Raw genomic sequence first — 26,444 nt, forward strand, 5'->3', positions numbered from 1 at the left:
TGTTCATTTTTCTACATTAGCAAAGTTATCTGAAACAAATTGCCAATTTATCAGTTTCCACCATTTTTCAAGATACTCAGGTCTCATATTACGATAATCTATATAGTAGGCATGTTCCCATACATCACATGTAAGAATCGGTATCCTATTATGACGTATTGGGTTGTCTGCATTAGATGTTGCTTCAACAATAAGCTTTTTATCTTCGTTGATGCTCAACCATACCCATCCAGAACCGAAATGTCCTGCTGCTGTACTGATAAATTCTTCTTTAAAGGCTTCTATTGAGCCAAAACAACTCTTTATAAGGTCAGATAGCTCCACTGATGGATCAGTAGCTGTACCACTAAGCCCATGCCAATAAAAATCATGGTTACACACCTGTGCTGCATTGTTAAAAATCGCACCATCAGCATTTTTCACTATATACTCAAGTGACTTATTTGAGTACTCAGTCCCCTCTGTAAGAGCGTTTAGTTTGTTTACATAAGCTAAATGGTGTTTGCCATAATGGTAGCTTATGGTCTCAACAGATATGTACGGTTCCAAAGCATTTGTTTCATAAGGCAATTGCATCAATTCAAATTTCATATTATACTCCTCAATATAAAATATTAACTATTAATTATATCTAATAATAATGCACAATGTATATAAATTCTACTGAGGCACTCACTATCTCTTAAACGTATACTTACACCGACGAGGTTATATTAGTGTAAATCTTTATAGGTATTTCTAATTTTATTAATCTCTTCAAAGTTGTCAAAAAATATATCTACGAGTTTTGGATCAAAGTGCTTTGCACTATTTGCTCTGAAAAGCTCAAAGATCGCTTCATCCTTCCACGCTTTTTTGTAGCATCAGTCTGAGCCAAGTGCATCAAAAACATCTGCAACAGCTGTTATTTGTCCGTATATATGAATCTCTTCACCTTTTAGTTTTCTTGGATAACCACTGCCGTCATATTTTTCATGATGCTCATGTGCAACTATTGCAGCAGCTTTTAGAATGTCACGATTAGAGTGTTCTAACATCTCATAACCTAGCTTTGCATGTGTTTTCATAATTGTAAATTCAGAGTCTGTCAGCTTTCCTGGTTTATTTAATATATTATCAGGAATTGCCACCTTTCCTATATTGTGCATTGGACTGCATAGTCTAAGAAGTTTTGCTTCAGCAGTAGATAGACCGGCTTTTAATGCAAGAAGTTCAGAGTATGCAGCAACACGTTTTACATGCTTTCCAGTCTCTTTAGAACGTGTCTCAGTAATTGAACCCATTGTAAAGAGCACCTCTTTTTGTGTATCAGTTATCTCATTGTTTAAATTTTCAATATCTTCTATCCCCCTGCCTTATGGATATCCTCATACTATTTATTGCATTTGATATCTCACCAAGTTCATCTGAACGTATAATGTTTAGCTCATCATCAAAATTACCATCTTTTATTTTATTTTATTTATGGACTATACTATTGTTAGGGTATCTTTTTTTAGTAGTTTTCCAAAGAATATTGCTACAAAGACAACAACAAATAAAAAGAATAGACCTATATATAAAACCTCAATAAGAACCTTGTCCTCTATTACCCCCTGCACATAGTAACCGAGTCTTGGTATAGAAATATCTCATTTCTAACTGTTGAATTTAATAAAAAGAGCTTCTCTAAAAATTATATGAAAAACAAAAACTATAGAGAAGTTAAAAAGTATTTGAGAAGGTCTAAGCCCGTCTATAAAAGAACACACATTTGTACAGTAGTTTTGCATAAATATAAGAGATAAAAGTGAGGAGAGATATAAAATAATACGAATACGCCACGTTATTAATTTTTTAAAATGTTGTGAGTCTGTCATTGCTCTATTTCCTAGATATTTAATTTAAAAATCATCTAAATAAACTGCTCTCGGTATAGGCAAATTAATATGAGAAGAGCATTAAATATTTAACTACCTAACTAAGTGTAGCATCTAGGATTTTTATTGGTAAAATACCATTAGGGCCTCTTTTATTTTTAATTTTTTCTTCTAAATTGAAAAGAAGTTTTTTGATTTCACTTTTTGATTTATCAAAATCTAATTTTGTTTTTTCTGTTTCACGGCAACGCCTACCAAGAGATTCACGTTTACGACTTTTTAAATGTTGAATAGTAAGTATATCGTGTCCGTCTTCATCTTTTTGCCAGAACATCCTATATCTCAACACAATATTATAGCTATTCATTGCATCTATATAATTCTTATAAAGTATTTTTATGTTTTCACGTTCTTTTATTCGCGTGTTATTTTCAAAAAATGACATACTTCCTCCATTTCATAAACTTTATTAAATTATACCTAATTATAATAATTTAAAATGAAATATAATTTATAAAATCAAAGAGGCTTATGTAGCATGCAATTAATTATTATAGTCGCAAAGCAACTGTAAAACAAGCTCCATCTCCTACATTTTTCCAACTAAGTGTTCCTTTTAGGTGCTTCTCTATAATTGTTTTAGACATATAAATCCCAAGACCAGTGCCATTTTTATTTTTAGTTGATACATAAGGTTGACCTAGTAATTGCATTGTATCATTGGATATCCCGCCACCATTGTCGCAAATAGTAGTAACAACGAATCCATCAACTTCATTAATCTCAATAGCTATACGAGGATTATTAGATTCAGAATGCTTAACAGCATCTTTAGCATTATTTATAATATTTAAAAATGCTTGTAACAACTCACTAGGATAGATATTTACATTCTTTTTAGATTTCATTGTAATGTCTACATCTATATTGTTATTTTTAAGGCTATTACCAGTCATTCTCATAGCACGTTCCATAACATCACAAACATTAACTGACTCTTTTTTCTTGTCTGGTTTTAAAAAATCACTAAAGTCGTCTATGGTCTTGGAGAGATGATTAACTTGGTCAAAAACTCTATCACTCATTTCGTCAATCATCTCATTAGTTACTTTATTTCCTAGTTCCATATCTATTTTTAAGTTATTAACAGCCATTGAGACTACCGTAAGAGGCTGTCTCCATTGATGTGCTATCATTGCTACCATTTCACCCATTGCCGCTTGTCTCGACTGAGCAATAACAATATCCTCTTGTTTTTTCAACTCTTCTTGTGCTTCTTTTAGCTCAGTCAAATCAATATCAATACAGTACATCTCAGGCTCATTATATTGATTCTCCAATAACACACAATTTGAAAAAACTGTAACATCTGAACCATCTTCTTTTTTCAATACACGCTCAGATGATGGTATTGACTGACCACCTTTTATCCACACTGCAATATCAGAATTTACTTTATCGCATATTTCATCTGGAATAATGAGCTCATCAATCTGTTTTCCCATTGCATAGTCACAACTGTAACCAAATAAATTTTCACTGGCTCTATTCCAATATATAACTCTATGGTTTTTGTCATAACCTTGCACTGCAATGGCATCTGTATATTCAAACAGTTTACGAAAACGTGCTTCGCTCTCTTGTAATGCTGTTTCAGCTCTTTTTCGTTCGCTTATATCTCTAAAAACTACAACAACACCATTTAGTTCACCATTTTCAACTAAGGGGTTACTAGAACAATCAACTGTAAAACTGCTGCCGTCTTTACGCCAGAACAGAGTCTCAACTTGGAGTGCGGAACTTTGTTTCTTCATCGTTTTATATATTGGACAATCAGACTCATGAAAAGTAGTGCCGTCTGGATGTGTATGATGCCACATTTCGTGGCTATTCTTGCCAATCATTTCATCAATAGTATATCCAAGCATATCAGCTGCAGCCTGATTAACAATAGTGTGTTTTCCATCAATATCTAAAACAAAAATTCCGTCCCTTACAGTAGAAAGAATAAGTACCTCTTTTTCGCGCAGATTAACAACATCAGAAATTTTTTTATCTAGCTTTTGAGAGATCCTCTCTTGATAAAGAACGTCAATTCTTGTTTGAGGTTGAATTTGCTTATTACTTCTATTTATAGCTCCTTCATAATACTTATCAATTATCTCTTTAATACGCTGAATAAACAGCACTGGCTCTAATGGTTTGTGTATATAACAACAAGCCCCTAGCGCCAATCCAAGCTCTTCATCCTCTTTTTCAAGATAGGTTGCTGTATAAAAAACAAAAGGAACATCTTGTAAATTATCAATACATTTCATAACACGACATAAGGTGAATCCATCCATTTTAGGCATTAAAATATCAGAAATTATAATATCTGGAGGAGTTGCCTGTGCCAAGTTTAAAGCATCTATACCATTAGAGGCTTCCTGTACACTTAGCCCCAGACTTTCAAGCATGCTGCTTAATAAAACTAAATTATCTTTATTGTCATCTACTATTAAAACATTCATCTACTCACCTTGCTGATATTTTGTATATCATGTATATTTTCTACATGTTGTGGAATATTTAAAGTAAATGTACTACCTTCATCTATTTTGCTTATACAACTAACATCACCGCCTAACACTTCTCTAGTTAATTTTTGAGTTATATAGAGTCCAAGACCAGTCCCTGCAACTTTTTCCTTGAGTTGTGACTCTAATCGCTCAAATGGCTGATATAATCGAATAAGATTATTTTGTGAAATACCTATTCCATTGTCACTAATTGATATTTTCACTAATTTTTCATCGCATTCAGACGTCACATTAATTACTCCACTTTCACTATATTTCACAGCATTACTTATAAGATTAAATAAACATTGTTTAAGATGGATACGATCAGAATAGAGCTCTATGTTATTCGGAATATTTACAGCCAATTGTAATCCTTTTTTATGAGCTTCTTCCTCCATTATTTTCACAACTTCTCCTGCAAGAACATTTAAATTAAAAGGTTCATACTTAATAATTATTACTCCTACTTCAATTTTTAGAACTTCCACAATATCTGTAGTTAGTAGAAGGAGATGTTTACCTGATTTCTCAACCCTCTGAATATAATCACGCTGCAAATCACTTATTGGACCTACTATATCGTTTAAAATCAAGCCAGTGAAGCCAATAATAGAGTTAAGAGGTGTTCTAAGTTCATGAGACATAGAAGAAATAAATATAGACTTATTTTTATCATTATAACTTTGGTGATTTTCAACCGCATCAACATGTGTTAACTCTAATATTCTAAGACTATTTTCAATAGAGCCGCGGAATATTCCTAATAACTGCTTGGAAATGTCAGTTAGAATCAACTCTTTATTGTCAACAATACATATAGCACCAAAGACGCTATTATCCGACCAAAGTAAAGGTTCTCCATAGTAACCGACAATCTGTGTCAAATCGCTATTATTACTATTGCAACACTCATCTTTAAGTGAGTTCTCAATATAAAGCGCACTCTTTTCTCTTATAACACTCTCGCTATATAATTCAGATTCCAAACTTTTACTTGCATCAATTTTAGAAGTACATACAACCTCAATTTTCTCACTAACTGCACGCACAACCAATGAATAACTCACATCGGCAACACATGTCAGAGAATCAACCATCTCCAGCCACTTTTTAAATAATTCTTTTGGAATATCAGGCTTTTTTATTCCAATATTACAAACACTTCTAATATCCATATATTTGTCCTAACAGTATTGGAATAAATTATTATATTATGAATAATACGATAAAAACATTAAACAACACATAAAGTATATAATAAAATTTATATTAACAACAGATAATCTGTAAAATGAAAAGTAATATAAGTAATTTATTATTTCCTTGATTACTTTCTCAAATATAATCAGCATTTATTAACTAATATCACGATATCATTACAAACCGATACAAAACCTCAATAAAGCCCTAAAACGGGGGAAATGAAATATATAAATGGCATTAATAGACCTACTAAACATATCTAAACACTACGAAGCACAAAAGATTTTAATAGATGTAAATTTTCATGTAAATGAAGGTGATAGAATAGTTGTTATAGGTAAAAATGGCAGCGGAAAATCTACTCTTATGAAAATCGTAAATGGTACTCTTGAACAAGATGCCGGAGATAGGATTATAAGACAAAATTTAGAAGTTAAGATGTTAGACCAAAGACCTAATTTTAAAGAGGGTCACACAGTAAGAGAAGCTGTTGAAGATGGGCTTAATGAAATCAACATAGCAAAAAACAGATATGATGAACTTTCATTGATGCTAGCTGATAACTTTGATAACAAACCTCTTATAGACGAGCATGAAAAATTATCAAAATACATAGAGCATCATAATGCATGGAACTTAGACGACAAAATAGAGCGGATAATTCAGCATTTTGATTTAAAACGTTATGAAGAGAAGCCAATAACTCTATTAAGTGGTGGTGAACAGCGTCGTGTCGCTCTAGCATCACTATTACTTCAAAAACCTGACATTTTACTTCTTGATGAACCTACAAATCACCTTGACGTCTACATGGTTGAATTTTTAGAAGAGCTTTTGTTAAAAGAGAAATTTACAATAGTTTTTATCTCTCATGATAGATACTTTATAGACAGAATTGCTACTAAAAGTGTAGAGGTAGAAGATTGTTCACTTAGAGAATATAGTGGTGGGTATAGTAACTATCTAACTCAAAAATCAGAGTATCTAAGAACTCTGCAAAAACAGCACGATAATCTTCTTGGAGTTTTAAAAAGGGAAAACGAGTGGTATGCAAGGGGCGTAAGGGCTAGACTTAAACGGAATGAGGGTCGTAAAGAGCGACTTATGAATATTCGAGAAGATGCAAAAACGAACCCTGCAAGAATAAAAAAAATGTCTATCGAACTTCAAAGAGAGGCTAAACACTTTAACCGTGACAAAAGTATAAATAAACAAAAAATGCTTTTTGAAGTAGAAGATTTAGGCTTGACACTTGGAACAAAAGAACTTCTAAAAGAGTTTACAACAAGAATACTGCAAAAAGATGTTATTGCAATTGTCGGACCAAATGGCAGTGGAAAATCAACTCTGCTAAAAGCTCTTTTAGGAAGAATAGAACCTACATGTGGAAGTATAAAACGTGGTGAATTTAAAATAGGATACTTCGACCAACATCGCGAAATGTTAGACGATGATAAAAATCTTTTAGAAACTTTTTGTCCCCTTGGTGGAGATAGAGTAGATGTTCGTGGAAAGAACTTGCATGTATATGGCTATCTTAAAAACTTTCTCTTTCCAAGAGAGTTTTTAGATAAAAAAATAGGTGTACTTAGTGGTGGAGAAAAAAACCGTATTGCCCTTGCCCTGCTCTTTACTAAAAATGTAGACATTCTAATACTAGATGAGCCTACAAATGATTTAGATATTCCGACTATAAACATTTTAGAAGAGCAGTTAACTAACTTTCCTGGAGCTGTCATCATAGTAAGTCATGATAGGTATTTCGTAGATAAGATTGCAAAAAAACTATTTATTTTTAAAAGCGATAAACGAATTGAGGAGAGTTATCAAGAGTATTCCGAATATTTAGAGCTTGAAAAAGAGTTGAAAACCTTAGATGAGATAGGAAAAGAAGTTGAGCAGGAGAAGCCAAAAATAAGAGAGAAAGAAAAAGTACTAAAACTAACTTTTAAAGAAAAAACGGCACTTGAAAATCTACCTTTAGAGATAGAAAAACTTGAGCTGGAGATGGAAGAAAAAAACAGCTGTTTAGCCAATCCAAAATGCTATGAAGAGATTGGGATAACAAAACTGGCGCAAGAGCTACAAAAGATAGAAGATATTTACGAGCAAAAAGTTGAAGAGTTACTGACTATACAAGAGAAAGAAGAGGAGATATTGAGTTTATAACTGTGTAGTTATAAACTCTTAATAAGCTCTTACCAAAAGGTAAGAAACATTTTACTTACGAGACTCTTTTAAAGTATCTGCAATTAAAAATGCCAACTCCAAAGATTGATCTGCATTTAGTCTTGGGTCACAATGAGTATGGTAACGAGAACTTAAATCCTCTTCAGTTACAATAAATGAACCACCAATACACTCAGTAACATTTTTACCAGTCATCTCTAGATGAACCCCACCAGCAACTGTTCCCTCAGCTTTATGAACTTGAAAAAACTGTTTCATTTCTGTAAGGATTGAATCAACCGGTCGAGTTTTGTAGCTGTTTGATGATTTTATAGTATTTCCATGCATTGGATCACAACTCCAAACAACATTCATACCCTCTTTTTCAATTGCACGAATTAGCTTAGGCATACCCTCGCCAACTTTATCAGCACCCATTCTAACAATAACATTCAGGCGACCTGCCTCATTTTCAGGATTTAGAGTATGACAAAGTTTAATTAAGTCTTCTGGATCCATTGACGGACCTGCTTTAACACCTATTGGATTTTTCACACCTCGGAGGTATTCAACATGAGCACCATCAAGCTGGCGAGTTCTGTCACCAATCCATAACATGTGAGCTGAAGTATCATACCAATCTCCACTCAAAGAGTCTTGTCTTGTGAAAGCCTCCTCATATGGAAGCAATAGTGCCTCATGTGAAGTATAAAAATCTGTCTCTCTTAAATTTCTATAAGTTTTAGATGTTATGCCGCAAGCTTTCATAAACTGCAGAGAGTTTTCTATATCTTGTGCCATTTTTTCATACTTTGCAGAAACTTCACTTTGATGTGCAAAGTCTAAGTTCCACTGATGAACTTGGTGTAAATCTGCCAAACCACCAGATGCAAATGCACGAAGTAGATTCAAAGTTGCAGCAGACTGATTATATGCTTTTATCATACGCTCAGGATCTGGTGTACGAGCCTCTTTCGTAAAATCAACTCCATTAATAATATCTCCACGATATGAATCAAGAGTAATGCCATCGAATGTTTCTGTATCAGAAGAACGTGGCTTAGCAAACTGTCCGCCTAAACGACCAACTTTAACTACAGGAACGCCACCTGCATATGTCATAACAACTGCCATTTGCAAAAGTGCTTTAAACGTGTCACGAATATTATCAGCATGAAATTCACTAAAGCTCTCTGCACAATCTCCACCTTGAAGTAAAAAAGCATTACCATTTGCAACATCTGCAAGTTCACTTTTCAATCTTCTCGCCTCACCAGCAAACACCAGTGGCGGATAGTTTTTTAACTCAGATAAAACTCTATTTAAATCATCTTTATTTTGATAAGTTGGTTGTTGTAAAATTGGTTTTTCTCTCCAACTAGTTGGACTCCATATACTCATTATAAAACCTTTTCAGAAATGTACTCAACTAGATGTACAATTTATATATTTTATGAAATATTACATAAAAATACCTAAAATAGCTCTGATTAATCATAGATATTTATCTAAGAATTATATTAAAAGATATTTTTATGTATAAATGTGTATAATAATCGCAACATTTCACGCAGGAAGACAATTTAATGCAAAAAGAAGAATTAAAATCTCTTGCTAAAGAGATGTATGACAATCTTATTGTCTCTATTGATGAACAAGACAGTGCGAGTGTAGAACAATTAGTAAACTACCTAGGTACAGCAACAGAAGCTATTTCTAATATTGATGGTAGTGATATAACGACTTTAGAATATGCAAAATTAACTTTCCATAATGCTTACAAAGAGATTGCCGCTGAGGGTTTGAAACAATATCAATCTACAAATGGCAAATTTTTAGAAATTTCCCAAGAACAGAGTACAATTTTAGACCAGTACCTTGTAAAAGATATTGATTTGCCAGATGTAACAAAAAAATTTTATGAGATTCAAAAACAGATGAGTGACGAGATAGAAAAAGCAAATGAAATTATTATTAACTTGTCTAATCAAGTAAAAACACTAGAAACGAAATCAAGTATTGACTCATTAACAAAAGTTTATAATAGAAGCGCCTTGTCAGTTTACTTAGAAACCCTATGTGAAGAGGGAAATAGTAACTATGAAGTGCATATGCTTATAATGGACTTAGATGACTTTAAATTAGTAAATGACACATACGGACATATTGCTGGAGATAAAATTTTAATATTCATATCAAATATTCTTAAAAGAACACTAAGAGATGGTGATAAAATATTCAGATACGGAGGAGAAGAGTTTATAATTATTTTAAATAGAATAGATGCTAAACGTTGTATGAGCATAACAAATAGAATTTTAGAACTTGTTCGCGCTAATAACCTTATATATAAAGGTAAAACTATTAATGTAACAGGAAGTATAGGCACTACGATGTTTAAGACTGGGGACACTCCAGATTCACTAATAGAAAGAGCAGACAGGGCTCTATATATTGCTAAGAATAATGGCAAAAATCAAGTGCAAACGGTACTTGACTAATGGAATTTAGCTATTTTGACATTATCATATCTACAATAATACTTTTTTTGGGACTAAAAGGAGTTTTAAATGGTTTTTTTAAAGAACTCTTTGGACTGCTTGGCATTATAGGTGGTATATTTGTAGCCTCTCGTGTGGGAGACACTATTGGACAGCGAATTAGTGACCTAGTCTTTAAATTTGAAAGCAGTGCCGCTATCAGCTTTACTGGTTTTTTAGTTACTCTAGCTATCTTTTGGCTATTTATGGTAACTATTGGCTTTATATTTAAAAAATTAAGTTCAATGAGTGGATTAGGAATTTTTGATAAAATATTAGGATTTTTCTTTGGTGCTAGTAAATTTTTCTTTATTGTTGCAGTAATTGCTTACGCAACCTACAACATAAAAGCTATGAGGACAAGTATAGATTCGGTTATGAAAAACAGTTTTATGTTTCCAATACTTATTGAGACAGGCAGTTTTATTATGAAGCTTGATCCAGTAAATATGTCCAATGACATAAATATAACAATAGACAAAACTATAAAAAATTCAACACTTAGTATTGTAGAAAATGTAAAAGAAGAAATAAAAGAAAATCTAGAACAAAACGCATCAATTAAGGAAGATAATAAATAGTATGGCAGATATAATTACTAACTTTAATGATAAAACAATTGAGTATAAACAACTACTAAATGATTTCAAAGCACTTCTTAAAAAGAATGCTCTAAAATTCACAATTCAAAGAGAGGTTATTTTAGAGACTCTTTACAATTCAGATGAACACTTGACACCAGAGTCACTTCATCATCTAATGCAAGAAAATTTTCCAGATTTAAAAACTGGAATTGCCACTGTTTACAGAACTCTATCACTATTAGAAGATTCAAATATGGTCACATCTTTATCTTTTGGTGCTCAAGGGAAAAAGTATGAGCTTGGTGCAAAACACCATCACGACCATCTTATATGCACAGAGTGTGGAATTATAACAGAGTTTGTAGATAATCTAATTGAAGAGAGGCAACATAAGATTGCGGAAGAACTTGGTTTCAATATGCAAGACCACTCAATGCAGATTTATGGAATCTGTAAAAACTGTCAAACTAAATAAAGGAAAAGCCATTGGTTTTTGATAACAAATTTATACAACAAAGAATTGAAAAAGCAGAATTGCTTAAAAAAGCTGGATACAATCCATATTCTAACGATTCTAAAAGAAATACAACCATAGAAAAATATTTAAATGTTAATACTGATGTTGCAGATAGAGAAAATAAACGTAATGAAAACCGTCATTATGTTGTTAGTGGCCGAATAAAGCTTCTTAGAATTATGGGTAAAGCTACTTTTTTAAAAATAGAAGATGAGAGTGGAATGCTACAAATTTATGTTGCAAGAGACAATCTTCCTGAAGGCTTTTACAACGATATTTTTAAAAAAAACATTGAAGTTGGTGATATTATTGAAGTAAGCGGTTACCCATTTGTTACTGGTCAAGGTGAATTATCACTACATGCAGACGGATTGAAACTTTTAACAAAAGCTATATCTCCTCTTCCAGAAAAGTTTCATGGTGTTACAGACAAAGAGATTAGATATAGAAAAAGATACTTAGATTTAATTATGAATACTGAAGTTCGTAAAACATTTAAAATTCGTTCAAAAGTTATATCACTTACTAGACGTTTTTTTGAAGATAAAGGCTTTTTAGAAGTAGAAACGCCTATGATGCACCCTATTGCTGGCGGGGCAAATGCTAAACCATTTGTAACACACCATAATGCACTTGGGATAGACAGATTTTTAAGAATTGCCCCTGAACTTTATCTAAAAAGACTTATTGTTGGTGGATTTGAAGCTGTATTTGAAATAAATCGCAACTTTAGAAATGAAGGTATGGATGCCACTCATAATCCAGAGTTTACATCTATAGAGTTTTACTGGGCTTACAAGACTTACAAAGATTTGATTGCAATAACAAAAGAGTATTTTAAATATCTTTTTGAACACCTAAGTCTTCCTACAATACTTCCTTATGGAGATTTAGAAATAAACTTTGAGCTATTTAGTGAAATTCCGCTTATTGAGTCACTATCTTCTATTGGTGATGTTCCATCAGAGATAGTTAATGATAAAGAGAAAATTGTTGAATTTTTAAATAGTAAAAACATAACTGTTAAACCTGGCATGAATCTAGGGCAGCTTCAAGGCGAACTATTTGATGAGTTTGTTGAAGACAAACTCATCAATCCAACTTTTATAACTGAGTATCCAGTTGAGATATCTCCGCTTGCTCGCAGAAGTGATGAAAATCCTGATATTACAGAGAGATTTGAGCTTTTTATAGCAGGTCGTGAAATTGCCAATGCATTCAGTGAGTTAAATGACCCAGTTGATCAATTAGAACGTTTTGAGGCTCAAGGTGCTGCTAAAGAGGGTGGTGATGATGAAGCACACGAAATGGATAGAGACTTTGTTGAAGCTTTAAGCTATGGTATGGCACCAACAGCAGGACAAGGAATAGGAATGGATAGATTGGTTATGCTATTAACTAATGAACACTCAATTAGAGATGTACTGCTATTTCCAGCTATGAAACCAATCCAAGAAAAAAATGACGAGAGTGACTAATCTCACATACAATGTGTTGATTTAGTAAAACAGGTTGCAGAGTAGCTTTTGCTCTTTTGCAAAAAAAATAAATATTAATTAGAGGAAGTACAAATGAGTTTTTTAAAAGAATATGATAGTGAAATTTTTGATTTATGTGAAAAAGAGTTAGAGCGTCAAACTGACCATTTAGAGATGATTGCTTCTGAGAATTTTACACTTCCTGCTGTTATGGAAGCTATGGGTTCAGTTTTTACAAACAAGTATGCTGAGGGTTACCCAGGTAAGCGCTACTATGGTGGTTGTGAATATGCTGATGGTGTTGAGCAGTTGGCGATAGACAGAGCATGTAAACTTTTTGGATGTAACTATGCTAATGTTCAACCACACTCTGGTTCACAGGCAAATGGTGCTGTTTATGCCGGTCTTTTAAAGGCTGGAGATAAACTTCTAGGCATGGACTTAAGTCATGGTGGTCATTTAACTCACGGTTCAAAACCTAGTTTTTCTGGTCAAAACTATCACTCATTCACTTATGGTGTTGAACTTGATGGTCGTATTAACTATGACAGAGTAATGGATATTGCTCAAATAGTTAAACCTAAAATAATTGTATGTGGTGCCTCTGCTTACGCCAGAGAGATTGACTTCAAAAAATTCCGCGAAATAGCTGACGCTGTTGGTGCAATTTTATTTGCTGATATTGCACACATTGCTGGTTTAGTTGCAGCAGGCGAACACCCTAGCCCATTTCCATACGCTGATGTTGTAACTACTACAACTCATAAAACTCTTGCAGGTCCAAGAGGCGGTATGATTATGACTAACGACGAAGATATTGCTAAAAAAATGAACTCTGCTATCTTCCCTGCCCTTCAAGGTGGACCACTTGTACATGTAATTGCTGCAAAAGCAGTTGGTTTTAAATACAACCTATCAGCAGAATGGAAAGAATACGCTAAACAAGTAAAAGCTAATGCTAAAATACTTGGTGAGGTTATGGTTAAAAGAGGTTATGACGTAGTTAGTGGTGGTACTGACAATCACTTAATCTTAGTATCTTTCGTTGGTACTGAAATAAGCGGTAAAGATGCAGACATAGCTCTAGGAAACGCCGGTATAACTATCAATAAAAACACTGTTCCAGGTGAGACAAGAAGTCCTTTTGTAACTTCAGGTATTAGAGTTGGTTCACCTGCTCTTACTTCTCGTGGAATGAAAGAAAAAGAGTTTGAATATATTGCAAATAAAATGGCAGATGTTTTAGACGATATTAATAACACTCAGCTACAAGCAACGATAAAAGAAGAGCTAAAAGCCTTGGCTCAAAATTTTGTAATATACAATCAATCAACTTACTAGGAATATTAATACATGACTTCTATGGATTTGAAACTGATAAAAATGGTAAGCAACCACTACTGGCTTAAAAAAGAGACCGTAGTGGATAAGCTTACTTATAAAGGCCGTACTTTTTATAATAAATTTGAAAAAGTAAATGCAACTTTATCACAGGCAATTATAAGCCAACATCTAAAAGGTGATATAACCGTTGCTCATTCGATAGTTAACTCTCACGGAAAAGTTGAAAATATTGTAATAGACTATAATGGCAGAGACCCTGAACGTTTTTACCATAAGGCACAACTTTTACTTCGTGAAGAGGGGTATATAAACTTTACAGCTTATAAAACAAAGACAGAAGGACACCTTCACGTATATATACATAAAGGTCATACAACACTGCAAGAAGCTATACAACTTGGTAAAATGATTTCTATGAAACTAGCTGCAAAACAGCCAAAACAGTGGAAAATGTTTCCAAGCGATGATATACCAGATGAATATAATATTTTAACTCTACCATATGAAGTGTATGCTAAAGAGCGTGGAGCATCTTGGTCAAAGCACATGTAGCTTTATTGCTAAGCGTGAGCAATACTTCAAAATATATGTAATCTTAACAAGTTTTTGGTATTATTAGTCTAAACAATTTAAAAGGGGTAACTTATGGAAGAAAAAAATGAATTAAACGATATTATTTTAAATAAAGGTGGTGCTACTGCAGGTAACAAGAAAGTTGTTTTAGCAGTTGCTACTTTAGGAGTTATTTTAATTGTTGTAGTTATGCTAATGAATACTCTGACATCAAATGGCACGGACAATCTTCCTCAAGCAGTGCTTCCCCCTGAACCACAAAAGAAACAAACTAAAGCAATGGAAGAAGAGCCTCTTTTTGAAGAAGTTAAAGTTGTTCAAGATGCTGATCAAAATAGTGATTCCCTTGATAAAATTGCAAAAAAACTTAAAGAAGAGAGTCAAAAAGAGAATACTTCAGTTATTGAAAAAGATATAATAACAAAAGAAATTACTAAGCCAAAAACCATAATAAAAGAGCGTAAAAAAATAACTGCTAAGAAAGTTCCTGAAGCTAAAACAGCGTCTTCACAAAATTACTATATTCAAGTTGGATCTTTTTCTAAATATAAGCCGAATAAAAAATTCTTGGACTCTATAACAAATAAAGGGTTTAAATACAAATTTCATGAGGTAACTCGAAATTCTAAAACATTAAATAAAGTTTTAGTTGGTCCTTTTGCATCTGAGCAAGAAGCGAGAGAAGCTCTTAGAACAATAAGAAGTTCTATTGAAGCTGGTGCATTTTTAACTAAAATATAATAGATGATATATTCTAAACAATTTATTCAAGACCAATTAGCTCCAATTGCTGTTTATGCACAACTAAAGAGTATGTTTAAAGGTGAGATTTCTTATCTTTTTGAGAGTGCTGGACAAAGTGATGGAAATTATAGCTTTATATGTATCGGTGCAAGAGAGAGACTTCAATATATAGATAATCAAACTATTTATACAGATGCAACTGGGGCTACACATCTTAAAGATGAATCTCCTTTTACCTTTTTAAAAGATTATTACAAAAAAATAGACACAACAATATATAAAAAAGCCACAACAGAGTTAAAAATTGGTTATGTTGATGGTTTTATAGGCTATATCGGCTATGACATGGTAAAAGTGTTTGAACCAAAACTTAATTCAAATATGGATAATTTAGTAGATGAGCTTAACACTCCTGATTTAGATCTTATTCTTCCAAAAATAATTTTAGTATATTCACATAAAAACCACCAACTCACTCTAGTTAGTACTTTAAAAGAGAGTGCTGAAAAGTTTGATATGATTGAGAATGAGCTTAAAAACTCTTATGAATATATTCATATGAAAAAAAATATTGGAGAAGACAAAGGAAGTTTTGCACACTCCAAAGAGCATTTCTTTAAAATGGTTGACGACTCTAAAGAGATGATAAAAAGTGGAGATGTTTTTCAGATTCTAATGACAAACCGCTTTACCAGAAATATAAAAGTTGATCCATTTAGTTTTTATAGAATTTTAAGAACTAAGAACCCATCTCCGTATATGTTTTTGATGGAATATGAAGACTTTAATATTGTTGGAAGCTCTCCTGAAGTTATGGTAAGACTAACAAATGGCAAACTTCTCCTTCGTCCTATTGCTGGAACTCGTAAAAGAGGCAATACTAGAGAGAGAGATAAAGAGCTTGAAATAGAACTACTTCATGATCCAAAAGAGTTGTCTGAACATCTTATGCTTATTGACCTAGGCAGAAATGATGTTAGCAGAGTAGCTAAAACGGGAAGTGTAAAAGTTGAGGACATGATGCATATAGAACGTTTCTCACATGTAATGCATATTGTATCAGATGTAACAGCTGAGCTTGATGAAAACAAAGATATGTTTGACCTATTTATGGCAACTTTTACAGCTGGGACTATGACTGGCGCTCCAAAAATTAGAGCGATGGAGCTTATTGCTGAGTATGAAGGCTTAAAAAGAGGCTTCTATAGTGGAAGTGTAGGCTACTTTGGTTTCGATGGAAATATGGATAGTGCAATTACAATTAGAACAGCTATGGTAAAAGAAGACAAGGTTGTTCTTCAAGCTGGTGCTGGTGTTGTTGCTGACAGTCAAAATGAACTAGAGTATTTAGAAGTAGAAAATAAACTAGGTGCTCTTGTGCATTCGCTAGAAGATTTAGACTAAATGAAAAAACTCTTTGCCATATTTGGTGACCCAGTTTCGCACTCTCGCTCTCCACTTATGCACAACTCTGTGTTTAAAAACCTAAACTTTTCTGCCTGCTATACTAGAGTCCATCTTCTTGATGGCTCAAAACTAAAAGAGACTTTTCTTGATTTAGGTCTAAGTGGGGCGAATATAACTGTTCCACATAAAGAAGCAGCATATAAGGCTTGTGACGAAGTTAGAGGGTTTGCAAAAATTGTAGGTGTAGTAAATACAATCATAAATGAAAATGGCATGCTCATTGGCTACAACACTGATGCAGACGGTTTTATGTTCGCCATAAAAGAGTTTGGTGATGTTAAAAGTGTTTTAATTCTTGGTGCCGGTGGAACTGCAAAGGCACTAGCTAGTAGATTTGTCCAAGACAATATTGAAGTTACTGTTTTAAATAGAAGTGCTTCAAGACTTGAATATTTTAAAAATCTAGTCTCTACATGTAGCACTTGGGATGACTTTGAAGTAAAGAGATATGACTTAGTTATAAACACTACTAGTGCTGGATTAAAAGATGAAGAACTACCTGCTCCAAAAGATATAATTGAAAAAGTTTTGAATAATACATCTTTTGTTGCAGATGCAATTTATGGAAAGTTAACACCATTTTTAAAACTAGCACATGAAAAAAATATCATATATAAAGATGGTGCAGATATGCTTCTGGGCCAAGGTGTTCTAGCAAATGAACTTTTTGTAAATGGTGAGTTAAAAACTGAAGATATTAAAACCTACATGTCAAAGAGTTTTAAACTCTAAAACACAAATTAGAGCTAAATACCAAACACTAAAAGAAGTACAGGCAGTAATAGAAGATCTGCAATAATTGCCATAAACATAGCAATCATAGTTAATAAACCAAAATAGATAGTTGGAATAAAATTAGATAACACCAAAATCGAGAACCCTGTCATAATAATGGTTGTTGTATAAAACATTGCTGTTCCTATACTTGCATGTGAGTTAAACATAGATACTTTTGCATCTGCTGTCTCTCTATACTCCAAAGAGTACCGATAGATATAGTGTATGGTATCATCAACAGCTATTCCTATACTAATTGCAGCAATGGTTATTGTCATCATATCCAGTGGTATATCCATCCATCCCATAAAGCCAAATATTACGCTGACAGGGATAGTATTTGCTATTATGGCTATTGTTGCAATTTTAAGACTTTTAAACAGCATTAAAAACATAAAGAAGAGAATTACTACAACTATACCTATAGTTTTTATTTGTGATTCAAAAAGAGACTGAAGCATATTATTGTACATAACTAAAAGATTAGATACTTTATGCTCTTCATACTTCTGATTTAACATACTGTTTAAATCTTTATCTATTTTTTTGATTAGCTGATCTCTTTGTAGATTTGGCATAGAGTCAATTACCCTCGTACTTATTCTTACCTGATTATTTTTTATATCTATATATGGGGATAAAATAATTTTTTTATACTCCTCTGGCAACTCGTTATAAAGAAGTGCTAAAGTTACACCATCCGCCTCTTTACCATCATTTAAAGTTTTTATAACTTCACCCATAGTAGAGAGTGAGAGAACTTTGCCTATTGGCTCAAGAGCATCAAGATAATTATGTACGTCTCTTATCTTCTGCATCTTAGATTGAGTAAACCAATATTGCTCCTTATCATCCTCACTCTCTGCAAACTCACCTGCAAATTCATCTAATTCTTTATCAGACTCTTGAGTATTAACCATAACAGATTTAACTTCATCACTGCTCTCTTTAAATGTCAAAATAACATCAAGGGGTGTAGTTCCCCCAAGCTTTTGGTCAATAATAACCATACCTTTATATATTTGTGTATCTTTTTTAAAATAATCTATAAAACTATTTTCAACTCTAAGTTTACTGGCTCCAGTTACAGAGAATGCGACAAAAACAAATGTAATCATAAGTACTGTTTTCTTATGGTAGTAAGCTACATGTGCTATTTTACTAGTAAAAGGTATGTCAACATTATTAGATTTTTGCATTCTGCATTTGTCGAATAAAATCAATACAATTGGAAATAGAATAAAAGTCATTGATAGTGAGACAACTATCCCAACACTCATCATCCAGCCAAAGTTAATAACAGGTAAAATATTGCTAAATACTAAAGAACTAAATCCTGCTATAGTTGTAATAACTACAAAAAATGATGGTTTTGCCATTGAGAGAACTGTATTTAGAGCTAATTCCATTTGTGTATGATTTGAATTTTCTAAATTTAGTTCTTTATACCTTATTATTAGGTGCACTATTAATGACATGTTCATAATCAACTGAAGAGATATATAGTTAGATGATACAACAGTTATCTCCCAACCAAAAAGACCTAAAAATCCACTTGTAACAATCAAGGAAACTGTACATATAAAGAGTGCTATTACAACCCATTGAACCTTTTTAAGAAGTATATAGAGAATAACTATCAAGAGTCCTACAATAAGAAACCCAAATGTTTTCAAGTCATACTTAACAAACTCCACCATATCATCAGCAATCATATCAACCCCACCTAAATGAAGTTTTACTTTTGCATTGTTTGATTCAAAAGTAGATAATATACCCCTAATCTCAACTATAGATTGATGGTTTTCTTCCCTTATAATATCTCTATGATTTTTTAGTTTCTGAGAAGCATTTTTAAAGTTATCTTTTTCAGCTTTTGTTAAAACTCTTTGTTTTTTTAGTTTTAAAAATTCATCTCTATTATCTATAAGATTAAAATATTTTTCATCTCGTTTTAGATTTACAGATAGTGCCGTCGTCTTAAAGTCTTCACTTACTAAGTTTTGTTTGTATATTGCACTATTTAGGAACTCATTCTTTGCCAAACCTTTATCCATATTTGGAGACTCAAGTGTTGGTATATCTTTCATCAACTCTTTAATTGGCCTGATGGGAGATTGTAAAAGTGGAACATTTACTATAGAATTAATAGATTCTACTATTTCTAAAGTTTTTATTTGTGAGCTCAATAACTTAATGTTATTGATATTCTCTTCACTTAAAAGGTCATCCTCAACACTATATGTCACAACTAAAAAGTCTGGTGTTTTAAATCTTTTTGAGACTTCTCTTGAATATTTCAGGTCTTTGTCACCTTCAAGTAGCAGTGTTTCTGCACTTGCATCAATCTCTAGCTTGATTGCAAAAAGTGCCATTACAGTTACAAAAATAGCCATAAATAATAAAATAACTTTTGGATATTTTAAAAGGTAGTTTTTATATAAGCTTGTTAACATGCTAATCTACGACCTTTTAGCCAAAACATCCATAAGTTCACTTATATTTTTTGTTTGTAAAAACTCTTTAAATTGAGCCTTGTCAGCTTTTAAAATACTGACCCCTAAAATTTCCACATCGTAAATAAGCCAGATATCTTTATCACTCTTTTTCTTTTTAGGCTTATAAAATTTATATACTATCTCCAGTTTCTCCTCTTTACTTACAAGGTCTGTTAATAAGGCTATTCTATTGTTTTTTGGCTGCTGAATCTCTTTTACTTCAACTTTTTCATCTTTATAAGCATCAATTTTAGATGAGTATGATTGTTTCATTCGCTCTACATAAAGATCTATAAATTTTTCTCTATCATTGCTAGCCAACTGCTTCCAAGTATTACCAAGACTAAGTTTTGCCATAAGTTCAAAATCAAACATCGGTGATAATGATTTTATTATATTTCCATTTCTATCATTCTTTGATAAGCTGTTATCTTTAACTATCAAAACAACTTCATCAATCTTTTTTAAAAAATGCTCTTTAAGTTCTACTTTATCATCAGCAACTAAACTTTGTGCAAACACTAATATAGAAAATAGCAACAGTGCCTTTTTAAAAATTTTATTCATTATCTATTCCTTAATTTGATTGTCTCTGTACTGCTCATATATATCTCTTAAAAATGGATATAAATCTACAGCATCTTTTTTCATCTCTTCATATCTTTCTATGTCAAGTGAATTTGTGTTTACATATTCATATGTTCTAACTGCTGTGTATTCTAGCCAAGTATCAGTTAAAGTCCAATAACTTCTATCATCATAATCAACTGGGCTTAGTAATGAATCAGGATATAAACTTAATGCATCTCTTAAATTTGACGGCCCAAAAAGTGGCAATACTATATGTGGTCCACTACCAACGCCATAAAAGCCTAATGTTTGACCAAAATCTTCTTTATGCTCTACAAGTTTAAAATAACTTTTTGCAGGATCAAACAAGCCTAATATACCAATTGTAGTGTTTATTACGAATCTTCCAGTCTCCTCTGAAGCATTTTTAAATTTACCTTGCAGAAGATTATTTACAAATCGTTGTGGAAAATAGATATTATTGAAAAAATTTCCTACACTTATTCTAATCTCTTCATGAACTACTGCTTTGTAACCTTTTGAAACCGGTTTTAAAAAATATTCATATACTCCATCATTAAAACTTGTCATAACTCTATTGTATCCACCAAATGGATCATAAATTTCTTCTGCTTTAAGTTCATTCTCAAATTCATCAAGCAGTTCATCACCCTTTTCTTGATACTGAAATATATCACTTGGTTCTTGAACATTTTTTAAACTACATCCGCTAAAACCAAGCACTATTGATATTAAAAAAATTAAATGTGTGAACTTCAATCTATACCCTCACCCTATCTTCTAATGCTCTCGTTAAAGAGAGTAAATCTATATTTTCCAGACTAACACCTGTTGGAACACCCTGAGCAATTTTTGAATAGTTAATGTTAAAAGAACTCAATTTATCTTCTATATATAATATAACGGCGTCATTTGCTATTGACGGAGTGAGTGCAAAAACCACCTCTTTTATGCCACTGTTAGCCATTTCAACCAAGCTTGACATATCTAGTTCTTCCAAAGACTCCAGCACAAAGTATCTCCCATCAAAAAGAGCATTTTCTTCCAAAAGAAGTATATCCTTAGCATTTTCAACTATACAAAGCAAAGAGTTATCTCTGCTCTCATCACAACAGATAAAACATAAATCATCTTCGCTCATACCACCACATGAACTACACTTTTTCAAACAGCCAAGTCCTTCTTCGATAGCATGTGCAATCTTCATACCAACAAAACTATCTTTTATTAACATATGATAAGCTAATCTTGTTGCTGATTTTTTTCCTATAGTTGGAAGTTCTTGAAGTGCATCTACAAGTTTATTAAATTTATTTAACGAACCTCTCATTAATTAATCTCATTTTTTGGGAGAAGTATCCATAATTTCAAAGGTGATTTCAATTCACCTGCTATCTCTGCCGCCTCATCCCCAAAACCTAAAAACATATCTGCTCTTATACTACCTTTGATTGCACCACCTGTATCTTGTGCCATAACGATTCTGTTAACACTTTTCTTATTTATATCAGCACTAAGATACAGCATACTTCCAAGCGGAATAAAGCTTGGGTCAACAGCTACTGAACGCTCTGGAGTAAGAGCCAATCCTAATGCTCCAGTCGCTTTTTGTATACTTTGTTTAAAAAATACTATCGACCTGTTATAATTAAGTACTTCATCAACTCTGGAAGTGTTTTTTATAAACCACTCTTTAATTGTCTGCAAAGATATATTCTCTTTTGATATTTCGCCCATTTCAATTAAGTGTTTTCCAATAGAGCTATATTTATGCCCATTTTGATTATCATAACCAATAAAAATAGTTTCTCCATTTTCAAGTGTAACACGACCCGAACCTTGAACTTCTAAAAAAAACAAATCTACTTTTGAGTCTGTATAGCAAATAATTTTAGCATCTAAAGCTTTTACATGTAGCTCTTCTCTATCATAATATGGAACTACTCTATTGCCTGCTAGTCTTCCTCTCAGTCTATAGTTTTTAAGTTCACTGTACTGGGCACCTAAATCAATAATTAGCAAGTCGTTGGGAGTCTCATATACCGGATAGACATATGGCTCTTTTTTTACTAATGAACCTCTTAATTGTGCTTCATAGTAACCTGTTAATAAAGCATCATTTTCGCTAGTTTTCATAGTGATTTCATATGGGATAAACTCATTTGTTAAAAATGTTTCTGGATTTAAAGTTTGCTCTGCACGCAGACATAAATCTTTGTAAATATTTTTTGTTTTTTTACTTTTACAACTATTTACAAAAGAGTCTAAGGCATTAATATAATTCTCTTTTTTATACTCCGGCAACTCATCAAAGCTACATTTTACAAGATAAGTTTTAGGCATACTTTCTAACACTACATGCGGAGATTTTGAACAACCAATAAAAAATATTAAAATTATAAAAATGAGTATATTATATTTCATAGGTAGAATTATACAGATATTAAATTAAAAACGATATAATTGCAAAAATTTAGATGTAGGATAAATAATAATAATATGCAAGATTTAAGCTATTACGAAATATTAGAAGTCTCACAAAATGCAGACAAAACAACAATTAAAAAAGCTTACAGAACAATGGCTAAGATTTACCATCCAGATAAAAATCCTGGAGACAAAGAGGCTGAGCACAAATTTAAGTTATGCAACGAAGCTTATCAATGTTTAAGTGATGAAAAACAGCGAAGTGTCTATGACCGTTATGGAAAAGAAGGTTTACAAGGAATGGGTGGCGGGAGCCGTTCTTCCGGTGGATTTGATGATTTAGGCTCAATGTTTGAAGATATGTTTAATGGTTTCGGGGGTGGGTCATCACGTCGTCGCCAAAATCCTGCCGATGTAGAAAAATACAATCTCGATATGAATGTTGACATGTATCTTAGTTTCAATGAAGCTATTTTTGGTTGTGAAAAAGATATAGAGTTCACATATAAAAATGCTTGTAAGCCTTGTAAAGGTACTGGTGCTAAAGATGGGAAACTATCTACATGTAAGCAGTGTAAAGGACAAGGTCAAGTTTTTATGAAACAGGGCTTTATGACTTTCTCTCAAACTTGTCCAGCATGTCAAGGGGTTGGAAGTGCTCCAGCTGATACATGTAAAAGTTGTGATGGAGATGGCTATCTTGAAGAGCGTAGCAATGTAACTGTTAAAATTCCAAAAGGTATTGATGATGGAAACCGCCTAAGAGTCTCAGGAAAAGGCAATATTGGTAAACGTGGTACTAGAGGTGATCTTTATGTTACATTTAGCGTAAAACCTGACAAGCACTTCCAACGAGAAGGAAATGATGTTTATATAGCTATTCCCGTCTTTTTTACTCAAGCTGTAACAGGAGAGACTTTAACAATACCGTCATTGACAGGCGAGCTAGAGCTTAAACTAGATGTGGGTACAAAAGATAAACAACACTTTACATTTAGAGGTGAAGGTATAGAAGATGTTCATGGGCATGGAAAAGGAAACTTGATTGCTCAAGTAAACATAACATACCCGACAAAACTTAATGATGAGCAAAAAGAGCTATTAGAAAAGCTTCAAGAAACTTTTGGGATTGAATCAAAACCACACGAAGGTGTACTAGACTCCGCTATTGAAAAAATGAAAAGCTGGTTTAAATAAAATAAATATATTCAAAGGCTAAACATGAATAGAGAAAATCTTAAAAATAAGCTATCCTTACTAGCCCTTTCAATGTTTAGAAAAGATTTCTTTGGAATATACCATGGTTCTATATCCGCTAAAACAGAATCAAATCGTTTCATTATTAATACTAAAGAGGCTATTTTTGATTCTATTGACGAAAACCTTATAGAGTTGTATTTCAAAAAAGATTATAGATGGAACCAAGCAAGTATTGATGCCAACATTCACCACAGTATTTACTCTCAAATATCTGATGCTAAATTTATATGTTTTAGCATGCCACCATTTACAACGGCCTACTCCTTAAATCATAATATGATAATCCCAAAAGACTACTTTGGCTATAAAGAGATAGGCTCTATACAAATAGTAGATCCAAAGCAGTTTGAAGACTGGTATGATAGAGCTCAGAGTGAAATTTCCTACTATTTTCAGAGTCAAAAAACTGATATCATGGTTATTAGAGGATATGGTGTATATACATTTAACAGGGATATTCACGAGATGGCTAAAAAAATCGCAATCTTAGAAAAGAGTTGCAGACTATTGCTTCTTGATGGTTCTGTTAAAGATTCCACTTCTGATTAAGGCAGAAGCGATATAGCCTCGTAAGCAGTATCCATCATTTTGTCAATTTCTTGATTTGTTATTATATATGGAGGCATAAAGTAAACTATATGTCCAAGAGGGCGAAGCAGCACCCCGTTTTCAAGTCCATGCTGATAAACTTTCAACCCTATTCTATCTTGTGAAGAGTATCCTTTTAATTCTACTGCACAAATCATCCCAGTCTGCCTAACTAATGCAACATTATTTAAATCACTGAATTTTTCTAATTTTTCACCCATATATTTAGCTATTACTCTGTTTTTCTCTATAACATTATCATTCTCGAATATATCAAGAGTAGCATTAGCAGCTGCACAAGCAAGAGCATTTCCTGTGTAGCTATGAGAGTGTAAAAATGCTTTGTGCTCACTGTAATCACAATAAAATTTTGCATAAATTTCATTAGAAGTAAGAACAACAGAAAGTGGTAAATAACCAGCTGTAAGGCCTTTTGATAGAACTATAAAATCGGGTGTAATGTTAGCTTTTTGGCATGCAAACAACTCTCCTGTTCTTCCAAAACCGACCATAACTTCATCGGCAATAAGATGAACATCATATTTACTACATATAGCTCTAACAAGAACCAGAAACTCCGGATGATACATGTGCATATAGCCTGCACCTTGAACCAACGGCTCCAAAATTATTGCACTTATCTCGTGTGCTTTTACTTTACAAAGCTCCTCAAACTCCAATGCTGCTTCTCTTGCAGATTCTATACTCATATCTTTAGGCACTGGAGTTTGAATTGTTTTAAGTAAGAGAGGCGCATAAGTATCTTTATATAGCTCTACATCCCCAACGCTTAAAGCTCCTATTGTCTCACCATGATAAGAGTTTGTTAGTGAAACAAAAATATTTTTATCTTTTTTTCCATCATTTTTATGAGCATGAAAACTCATCTTCAACGCTACTTCTACGGCACTTGAACCATTGTCTGAGTAAAAACATTTATCTAAACCATCCGGTGTTAGCTTTACTAATCTCTCAGACAATCTCACTACCTGCTCATGTGTAAAACCTGCTAATATAACATGCTCAAGAGTATCTAACTGCTCTTTAATTTTTTCATTTATATAACTGTTTGTATGTCCAAATATATTTACCCACCAACTGCTAATAGCATCAATAAATTTATTACCCTCAAAATCTTCTAAATAAATTCCATGTGCTTTTTTTATTGGGATCAGGGGAAGTGTTTCATGGTCTTTCATCTGTGTACATGGATGCCATAAAACATCCAAGTCTCTATTTTTTAATTCTAAATTATTCATAT

General features: G+C 32.8%; 26 protein-coding genes. 12 read left to right on the top strand and 14 right to left on the bottom strand.

Going from position 1 to position 26,444, the window contains the following annotated elements; translation table 11 throughout:
• Positions 1 to 3: 3 nt before the first annotated feature.
• The 7 genes from HUE87_RS08085 to HUE87_RS08110 form a co-directional block, all read right to left on the bottom strand.
• Complete coding sequence (locus HUE87_RS08085; protein ID WP_194365690.1) at positions 4 to 591, bottom strand: superoxide dismutase; 588 nt, start codon at positions 589 to 591, stop codon at positions 4 to 6.
• 272 nt (positions 592 to 863) lie between these two features.
• A complete protein-coding gene (locus HUE87_RS08090) occupies positions 864 to 1,283 on the bottom strand; it encodes an HD-GYP domain-containing protein (protein WP_229855096.1) in 420 nt (139 codons plus the stop codon).
• A 49-nt stretch (positions 1,284 to 1,332) separates the two neighbouring features.
• A complete protein-coding gene (locus tag HUE87_RS12935; protein ID WP_430732984.1) occupies positions 1,333 to 1,452 on the bottom strand; it encodes a HAMP domain-containing protein in 120 nt (39 codons plus the stop codon).
• A gap of 185 nt (positions 1,453 to 1,637) precedes the next feature.
• The gene (locus HUE87_RS08095) at positions 1,638 to 1,859 is read right to left on the bottom strand and encodes a hypothetical protein (RefSeq protein ID WP_194365691.1); all 222 of its coding nucleotides are present in this window, start codon (positions 1,857 to 1,859) and stop codon (positions 1,638 to 1,640) included.
• 97 nt (positions 1,860 to 1,956) lie between these two features.
• Entirely contained in the window at positions 1,957 to 2,304 is a 348-nt protein-coding gene (locus HUE87_RS08100; RefSeq protein WP_194365692.1) for a hypothetical protein, read from the bottom strand.
• A 106-nt stretch (positions 2,305 to 2,410) separates the two neighbouring features.
• Positions 2,411 to 4,372, bottom strand: a complete 1,962-nt coding sequence (locus tag HUE87_RS08105; protein ID WP_194365693.1) for a hybrid sensor histidine kinase/response regulator — start codon at positions 4,370 to 4,372, stop codon at positions 2,411 to 2,413.
• Complete coding sequence (locus tag HUE87_RS08110) at positions 4,369 to 5,598, bottom strand: sensor histidine kinase (protein ID WP_194365694.1); 1,230 nt, start codon at positions 5,596 to 5,598, stop codon at positions 4,369 to 4,371. Before HUE87_RS08110 ends, HUE87_RS08105 begins: the two co-directional genes overlap by 4 nt.
• Before the next feature lie 259 nt (positions 5,599 to 5,857).
• Here HUE87_RS08110 and HUE87_RS08115 point away from each other — a divergent pair, with 259 nt between their 5' ends.
• Positions 5,858 to 7,795, top strand: coding sequence for an ABC-F family ATP-binding cassette domain-containing protein (locus tag HUE87_RS08115; protein ID WP_194365695.1), 1,938 nt, complete (start codon positions 5,858 to 5,860; stop codon positions 7,793 to 7,795).
• A 51-nt stretch (positions 7,796 to 7,846) separates the two neighbouring features.
• Here the strand turns inward: HUE87_RS08115 and HUE87_RS08120 are convergent, their stop codons facing one another.
• Positions 7,847 to 9,196: a class II 3-deoxy-7-phosphoheptulonate synthase gene (locus tag HUE87_RS08120; protein ID WP_194365696.1), complete on the bottom strand. Its 1,350-nt coding sequence runs from the start codon at positions 9,194 to 9,196 to the stop codon at positions 7,847 to 7,849.
• A gap of 185 nt (positions 9,197 to 9,381) precedes the next feature.
• On the opposite strand from HUE87_RS08120, the gene HUE87_RS08125 reads away from it, so the two are divergent.
• The 9 genes from HUE87_RS08125 (at position 9,382) to HUE87_RS08165 (ending at position 17,774) form a co-directional block, all read left to right on the top strand.
• Positions 9,382 to 10,296, top strand: coding sequence for a GGDEF domain-containing protein (locus HUE87_RS08125; protein ID WP_194365697.1), 915 nt, complete (start codon positions 9,382 to 9,384; stop codon positions 10,294 to 10,296).
• On the top strand, positions 10,296 to 10,916 hold the full coding sequence (locus HUE87_RS08130) for a CvpA family protein (protein WP_194365698.1): 621 nt from the start codon (positions 10,296 to 10,298) through the stop codon (positions 10,914 to 10,916). The genes HUE87_RS08125 and HUE87_RS08130 overlap by 1 nt, the downstream gene beginning before the upstream one ends.
• 1 nt (position 10,917) lies before the next feature.
• Entirely contained in the window at positions 10,918 to 11,394 is a 477-nt protein-coding gene (locus HUE87_RS08135; RefSeq protein WP_194365699.1) for a Fur family transcriptional regulator, read from the top strand.
• A gap of 11 nt (positions 11,395 to 11,405) precedes the next feature.
• The gene (lysS, locus tag HUE87_RS08140) at positions 11,406 to 12,914 is read left to right on the top strand and encodes a lysine--tRNA ligase (protein WP_194365700.1); all 1,509 of its coding nucleotides are present in this window, start codon (positions 11,406 to 11,408) and stop codon (positions 12,912 to 12,914) included.
• 93 nt (positions 12,915 to 13,007) lie between these two features.
• Complete coding sequence (locus tag HUE87_RS08145) at positions 13,008 to 14,255, top strand: serine hydroxymethyltransferase (protein ID WP_194365701.1); 1,248 nt, start codon at positions 13,008 to 13,010, stop codon at positions 14,253 to 14,255.
• Between the two features lie 12 nt (positions 14,256 to 14,267).
• On the top strand, positions 14,268 to 14,810 hold the full coding sequence (locus HUE87_RS08150) for a DUF1882 domain-containing protein (protein ID WP_194365702.1): 543 nt from the start codon (positions 14,268 to 14,270) through the stop codon (positions 14,808 to 14,810).
• A 93-nt stretch (positions 14,811 to 14,903) separates the two neighbouring features.
• Positions 14,904 to 15,572, top strand: a complete 669-nt coding sequence (locus HUE87_RS08155; protein WP_194365703.1) for an SPOR domain-containing protein — start codon at positions 14,904 to 14,906, stop codon at positions 15,570 to 15,572.
• Between the two features lie 3 nt (positions 15,573 to 15,575).
• Positions 15,576 to 16,979, top strand: coding sequence for an anthranilate synthase component I family protein (locus HUE87_RS08160; RefSeq protein WP_194365704.1), 1,404 nt, complete (start codon positions 15,576 to 15,578; stop codon positions 16,977 to 16,979).
• Positions 16,980 to 17,774, top strand: coding sequence for a shikimate dehydrogenase (locus HUE87_RS08165; protein ID WP_194365705.1), 795 nt, complete (start codon positions 16,980 to 16,982; stop codon positions 17,772 to 17,774).
• A 14-nt stretch (positions 17,775 to 17,788) separates the two neighbouring features.
• Here the strand turns inward: HUE87_RS08165 and HUE87_RS08170 are convergent, their stop codons facing one another.
• The 5 genes from HUE87_RS08170 to mltA are packed head-to-tail and all read right to left on the bottom strand — an operon-like array spanning position 17,789 to position 23,332.
• Positions 17,789 to 20,275, bottom strand: a complete 2,487-nt coding sequence (locus tag HUE87_RS08170; protein ID WP_194365706.1) for an efflux RND transporter permease subunit — start codon at positions 20,273 to 20,275, stop codon at positions 17,789 to 17,791.
• Between the two features lie 6 nt (positions 20,276 to 20,281).
• Positions 20,282 to 20,884, bottom strand: coding sequence for a Tgt2/MlaC family protein (locus HUE87_RS08175; RefSeq protein WP_194365707.1), 603 nt, complete (start codon positions 20,882 to 20,884; stop codon positions 20,282 to 20,284).
• 3 nt (positions 20,885 to 20,887) lie between these two features.
• Entirely contained in the window at positions 20,888 to 21,667 is a 780-nt protein-coding gene (locus tag HUE87_RS08180; RefSeq protein ID WP_194365708.1) for an MlaA family lipoprotein, read from the bottom strand.
• Position 21,668: 1 nt separating this feature from the next.
• Positions 21,669 to 22,238 (bottom strand): recombination mediator RecR, encoded by a 570-nt coding sequence (gene recR, locus HUE87_RS08185; protein WP_194365709.1) that lies wholly within the window; start codon positions 22,236 to 22,238, stop codon positions 21,669 to 21,671.
• Positions 22,238 to 23,332, bottom strand: coding sequence for a murein transglycosylase A (gene mltA, locus HUE87_RS08190; RefSeq protein WP_229855097.1), 1,095 nt, complete (start codon positions 23,330 to 23,332; stop codon positions 22,238 to 22,240). Before mltA ends, recR begins: the two co-directional genes overlap by 1 nt.
• 75 nt (positions 23,333 to 23,407) lie before the next feature.
• Between mltA and dnaJ the strand changes: the two genes are divergently transcribed.
• Together dnaJ and HUE87_RS08200 are read left to right on the top strand one after the other, a co-directional pair.
• Complete coding sequence (gene dnaJ, locus HUE87_RS08195; RefSeq protein WP_194365710.1) at positions 23,408 to 24,532, top strand: molecular chaperone DnaJ; 1,125 nt, start codon at positions 23,408 to 23,410, stop codon at positions 24,530 to 24,532.
• A 24-nt stretch (positions 24,533 to 24,556) separates the two neighbouring features.
• Positions 24,557 to 25,144 carry a class II aldolase and adducin N-terminal domain-containing protein gene (locus tag HUE87_RS08200; RefSeq protein WP_194365711.1) on the top strand — a complete coding sequence of 196 codons (588 nt, stop codon included), beginning with the start codon at positions 24,557 to 24,559 and terminating at the stop codon, positions 25,142 to 25,144.
• Here HUE87_RS08200 and HUE87_RS08205 read toward each other — a convergent pair.
• Positions 25,141 to 26,442, bottom strand: a complete 1,302-nt coding sequence (locus HUE87_RS08205; RefSeq protein ID WP_194365712.1) for an adenosylmethionine--8-amino-7-oxononanoate transaminase — start codon at positions 26,440 to 26,442, stop codon at positions 25,141 to 25,143. The two genes, HUE87_RS08200 and HUE87_RS08205, sit on opposite strands and share 4 nt — an antisense overlap.
• Positions 26,443 to 26,444: the final 2 nt, after the last annotated feature.

Source organism: Candidatus Sulfurimonas marisnigri (genome assembly GCF_015265475.1).
In the GTDB taxonomy this organism is placed as follows: Bacteria; Campylobacterota; Campylobacteria; order Campylobacterales; family Sulfurimonadaceae; genus Sulfurimonas; species Sulfurimonas marisnigri.

Excerpts from the sequence above, each read along its gene's own strand:
- mltA (WP_229855097.1), bottom strand. The coding sequence starts at position 23,332 with ATGAAATATAATATACTCATTTTTATAATTTTAATATTTTTTATTGGT.
- HUE87_RS08105 (WP_194365693.1), bottom strand. The coding sequence starts at position 4,372 with ATGAATGTTTTAATAGTAGATGACAATAAAGATAATTTAGTTTTATTA.
- HUE87_RS08200 (WP_194365711.1), top strand. The coding sequence starts at position 24,557 with ATGAATAGAGAAAATCTTAAAAATAAGCTATCCTTACTAGCCCTTTCA.
- HUE87_RS08205 (WP_194365712.1), bottom strand. The coding sequence starts at position 26,442 with ATGAATAATTTAGAATTAAAAAATAGAGACTTGGATGTTTTATGGCAT.
- HUE87_RS08085 (WP_194365690.1), bottom strand. The coding sequence starts at position 591 with ATGAAATTTGAATTGATGCAATTGCCTTATGAAACAAATGCTTTGGAA.
- HUE87_RS08130 (WP_194365698.1), top strand. The coding sequence starts at position 10,296 with ATGGAATTTAGCTATTTTGACATTATCATATCTACAATAATACTTTTT.
- HUE87_RS08135 (WP_194365699.1), top strand. The coding sequence starts at position 10,918 with ATGGCAGATATAATTACTAACTTTAATGATAAAACAATTGAGTATAAA.
- HUE87_RS08095 (WP_194365691.1), bottom strand. The coding sequence starts at position 1,859 with ATGACAGACTCACAACATTTTAAAAAATTAATAACGTGGCGTATTCGT.
- HUE87_RS08115 (WP_194365695.1), top strand. The coding sequence starts at position 5,858 with ATGGCATTAATAGACCTACTAAACATATCTAAACACTACGAAGCACAA.
- HUE87_RS08145 (WP_194365701.1), top strand. The coding sequence starts at position 13,008 with ATGAGTTTTTTAAAAGAATATGATAGTGAAATTTTTGATTTATGTGAA.
- HUE87_RS08150 (WP_194365702.1), top strand. The coding sequence starts at position 14,268 with ATGACTTCTATGGATTTGAAACTGATAAAAATGGTAAGCAACCACTAC.
- HUE87_RS08160 (WP_194365704.1), top strand. The coding sequence starts at position 15,576 with ATGATATATTCTAAACAATTTATTCAAGACCAATTAGCTCCAATTGCT.
- dnaJ (WP_194365710.1), top strand. The coding sequence starts at position 23,408 with ATGCAAGATTTAAGCTATTACGAAATATTAGAAGTCTCACAAAATGCA.
- recR (WP_194365709.1), bottom strand. The coding sequence starts at position 22,238 with ATGAGAGGTTCGTTAAATAAATTTAATAAACTTGTAGATGCACTTCAA.
- HUE87_RS08090 (WP_229855096.1), bottom strand. The coding sequence starts at position 1,283 with ATGGGTTCAATTACTGAGACACGTTCTAAAGAGACTGGAAAGCATGTA.
- HUE87_RS08165 (WP_194365705.1), top strand. The coding sequence starts at position 16,980 with ATGAAAAAACTCTTTGCCATATTTGGTGACCCAGTTTCGCACTCTCGC.
- HUE87_RS08125 (WP_194365697.1), top strand. The coding sequence starts at position 9,382 with ATGCAAAAAGAAGAATTAAAATCTCTTGCTAAAGAGATGTATGACAAT.
- HUE87_RS08155 (WP_194365703.1), top strand. The coding sequence starts at position 14,904 with ATGGAAGAAAAAAATGAATTAAACGATATTATTTTAAATAAAGGTGGT.
- HUE87_RS08175 (WP_194365707.1), bottom strand. The coding sequence starts at position 20,884 with ATGAATAAAATTTTTAAAAAGGCACTGTTGCTATTTTCTATATTAGTG.
- HUE87_RS08120 (WP_194365696.1), bottom strand. The coding sequence starts at position 9,196 with ATGAGTATATGGAGTCCAACTAGTTGGAGAGAAAAACCAATTTTACAA.
- HUE87_RS08170 (WP_194365706.1), bottom strand. The coding sequence starts at position 20,275 with ATGTTAACAAGCTTATATAAAAACTACCTTTTAAAATATCCAAAAGTT.
- HUE87_RS08110 (WP_194365694.1), bottom strand. The coding sequence starts at position 5,598 with ATGGATATTAGAAGTGTTTGTAATATTGGAATAAAAAAGCCTGATATT.
- HUE87_RS08100 (WP_194365692.1), bottom strand. The coding sequence starts at position 2,304 with ATGTCATTTTTTGAAAATAACACGCGAATAAAAGAACGTGAAAACATA.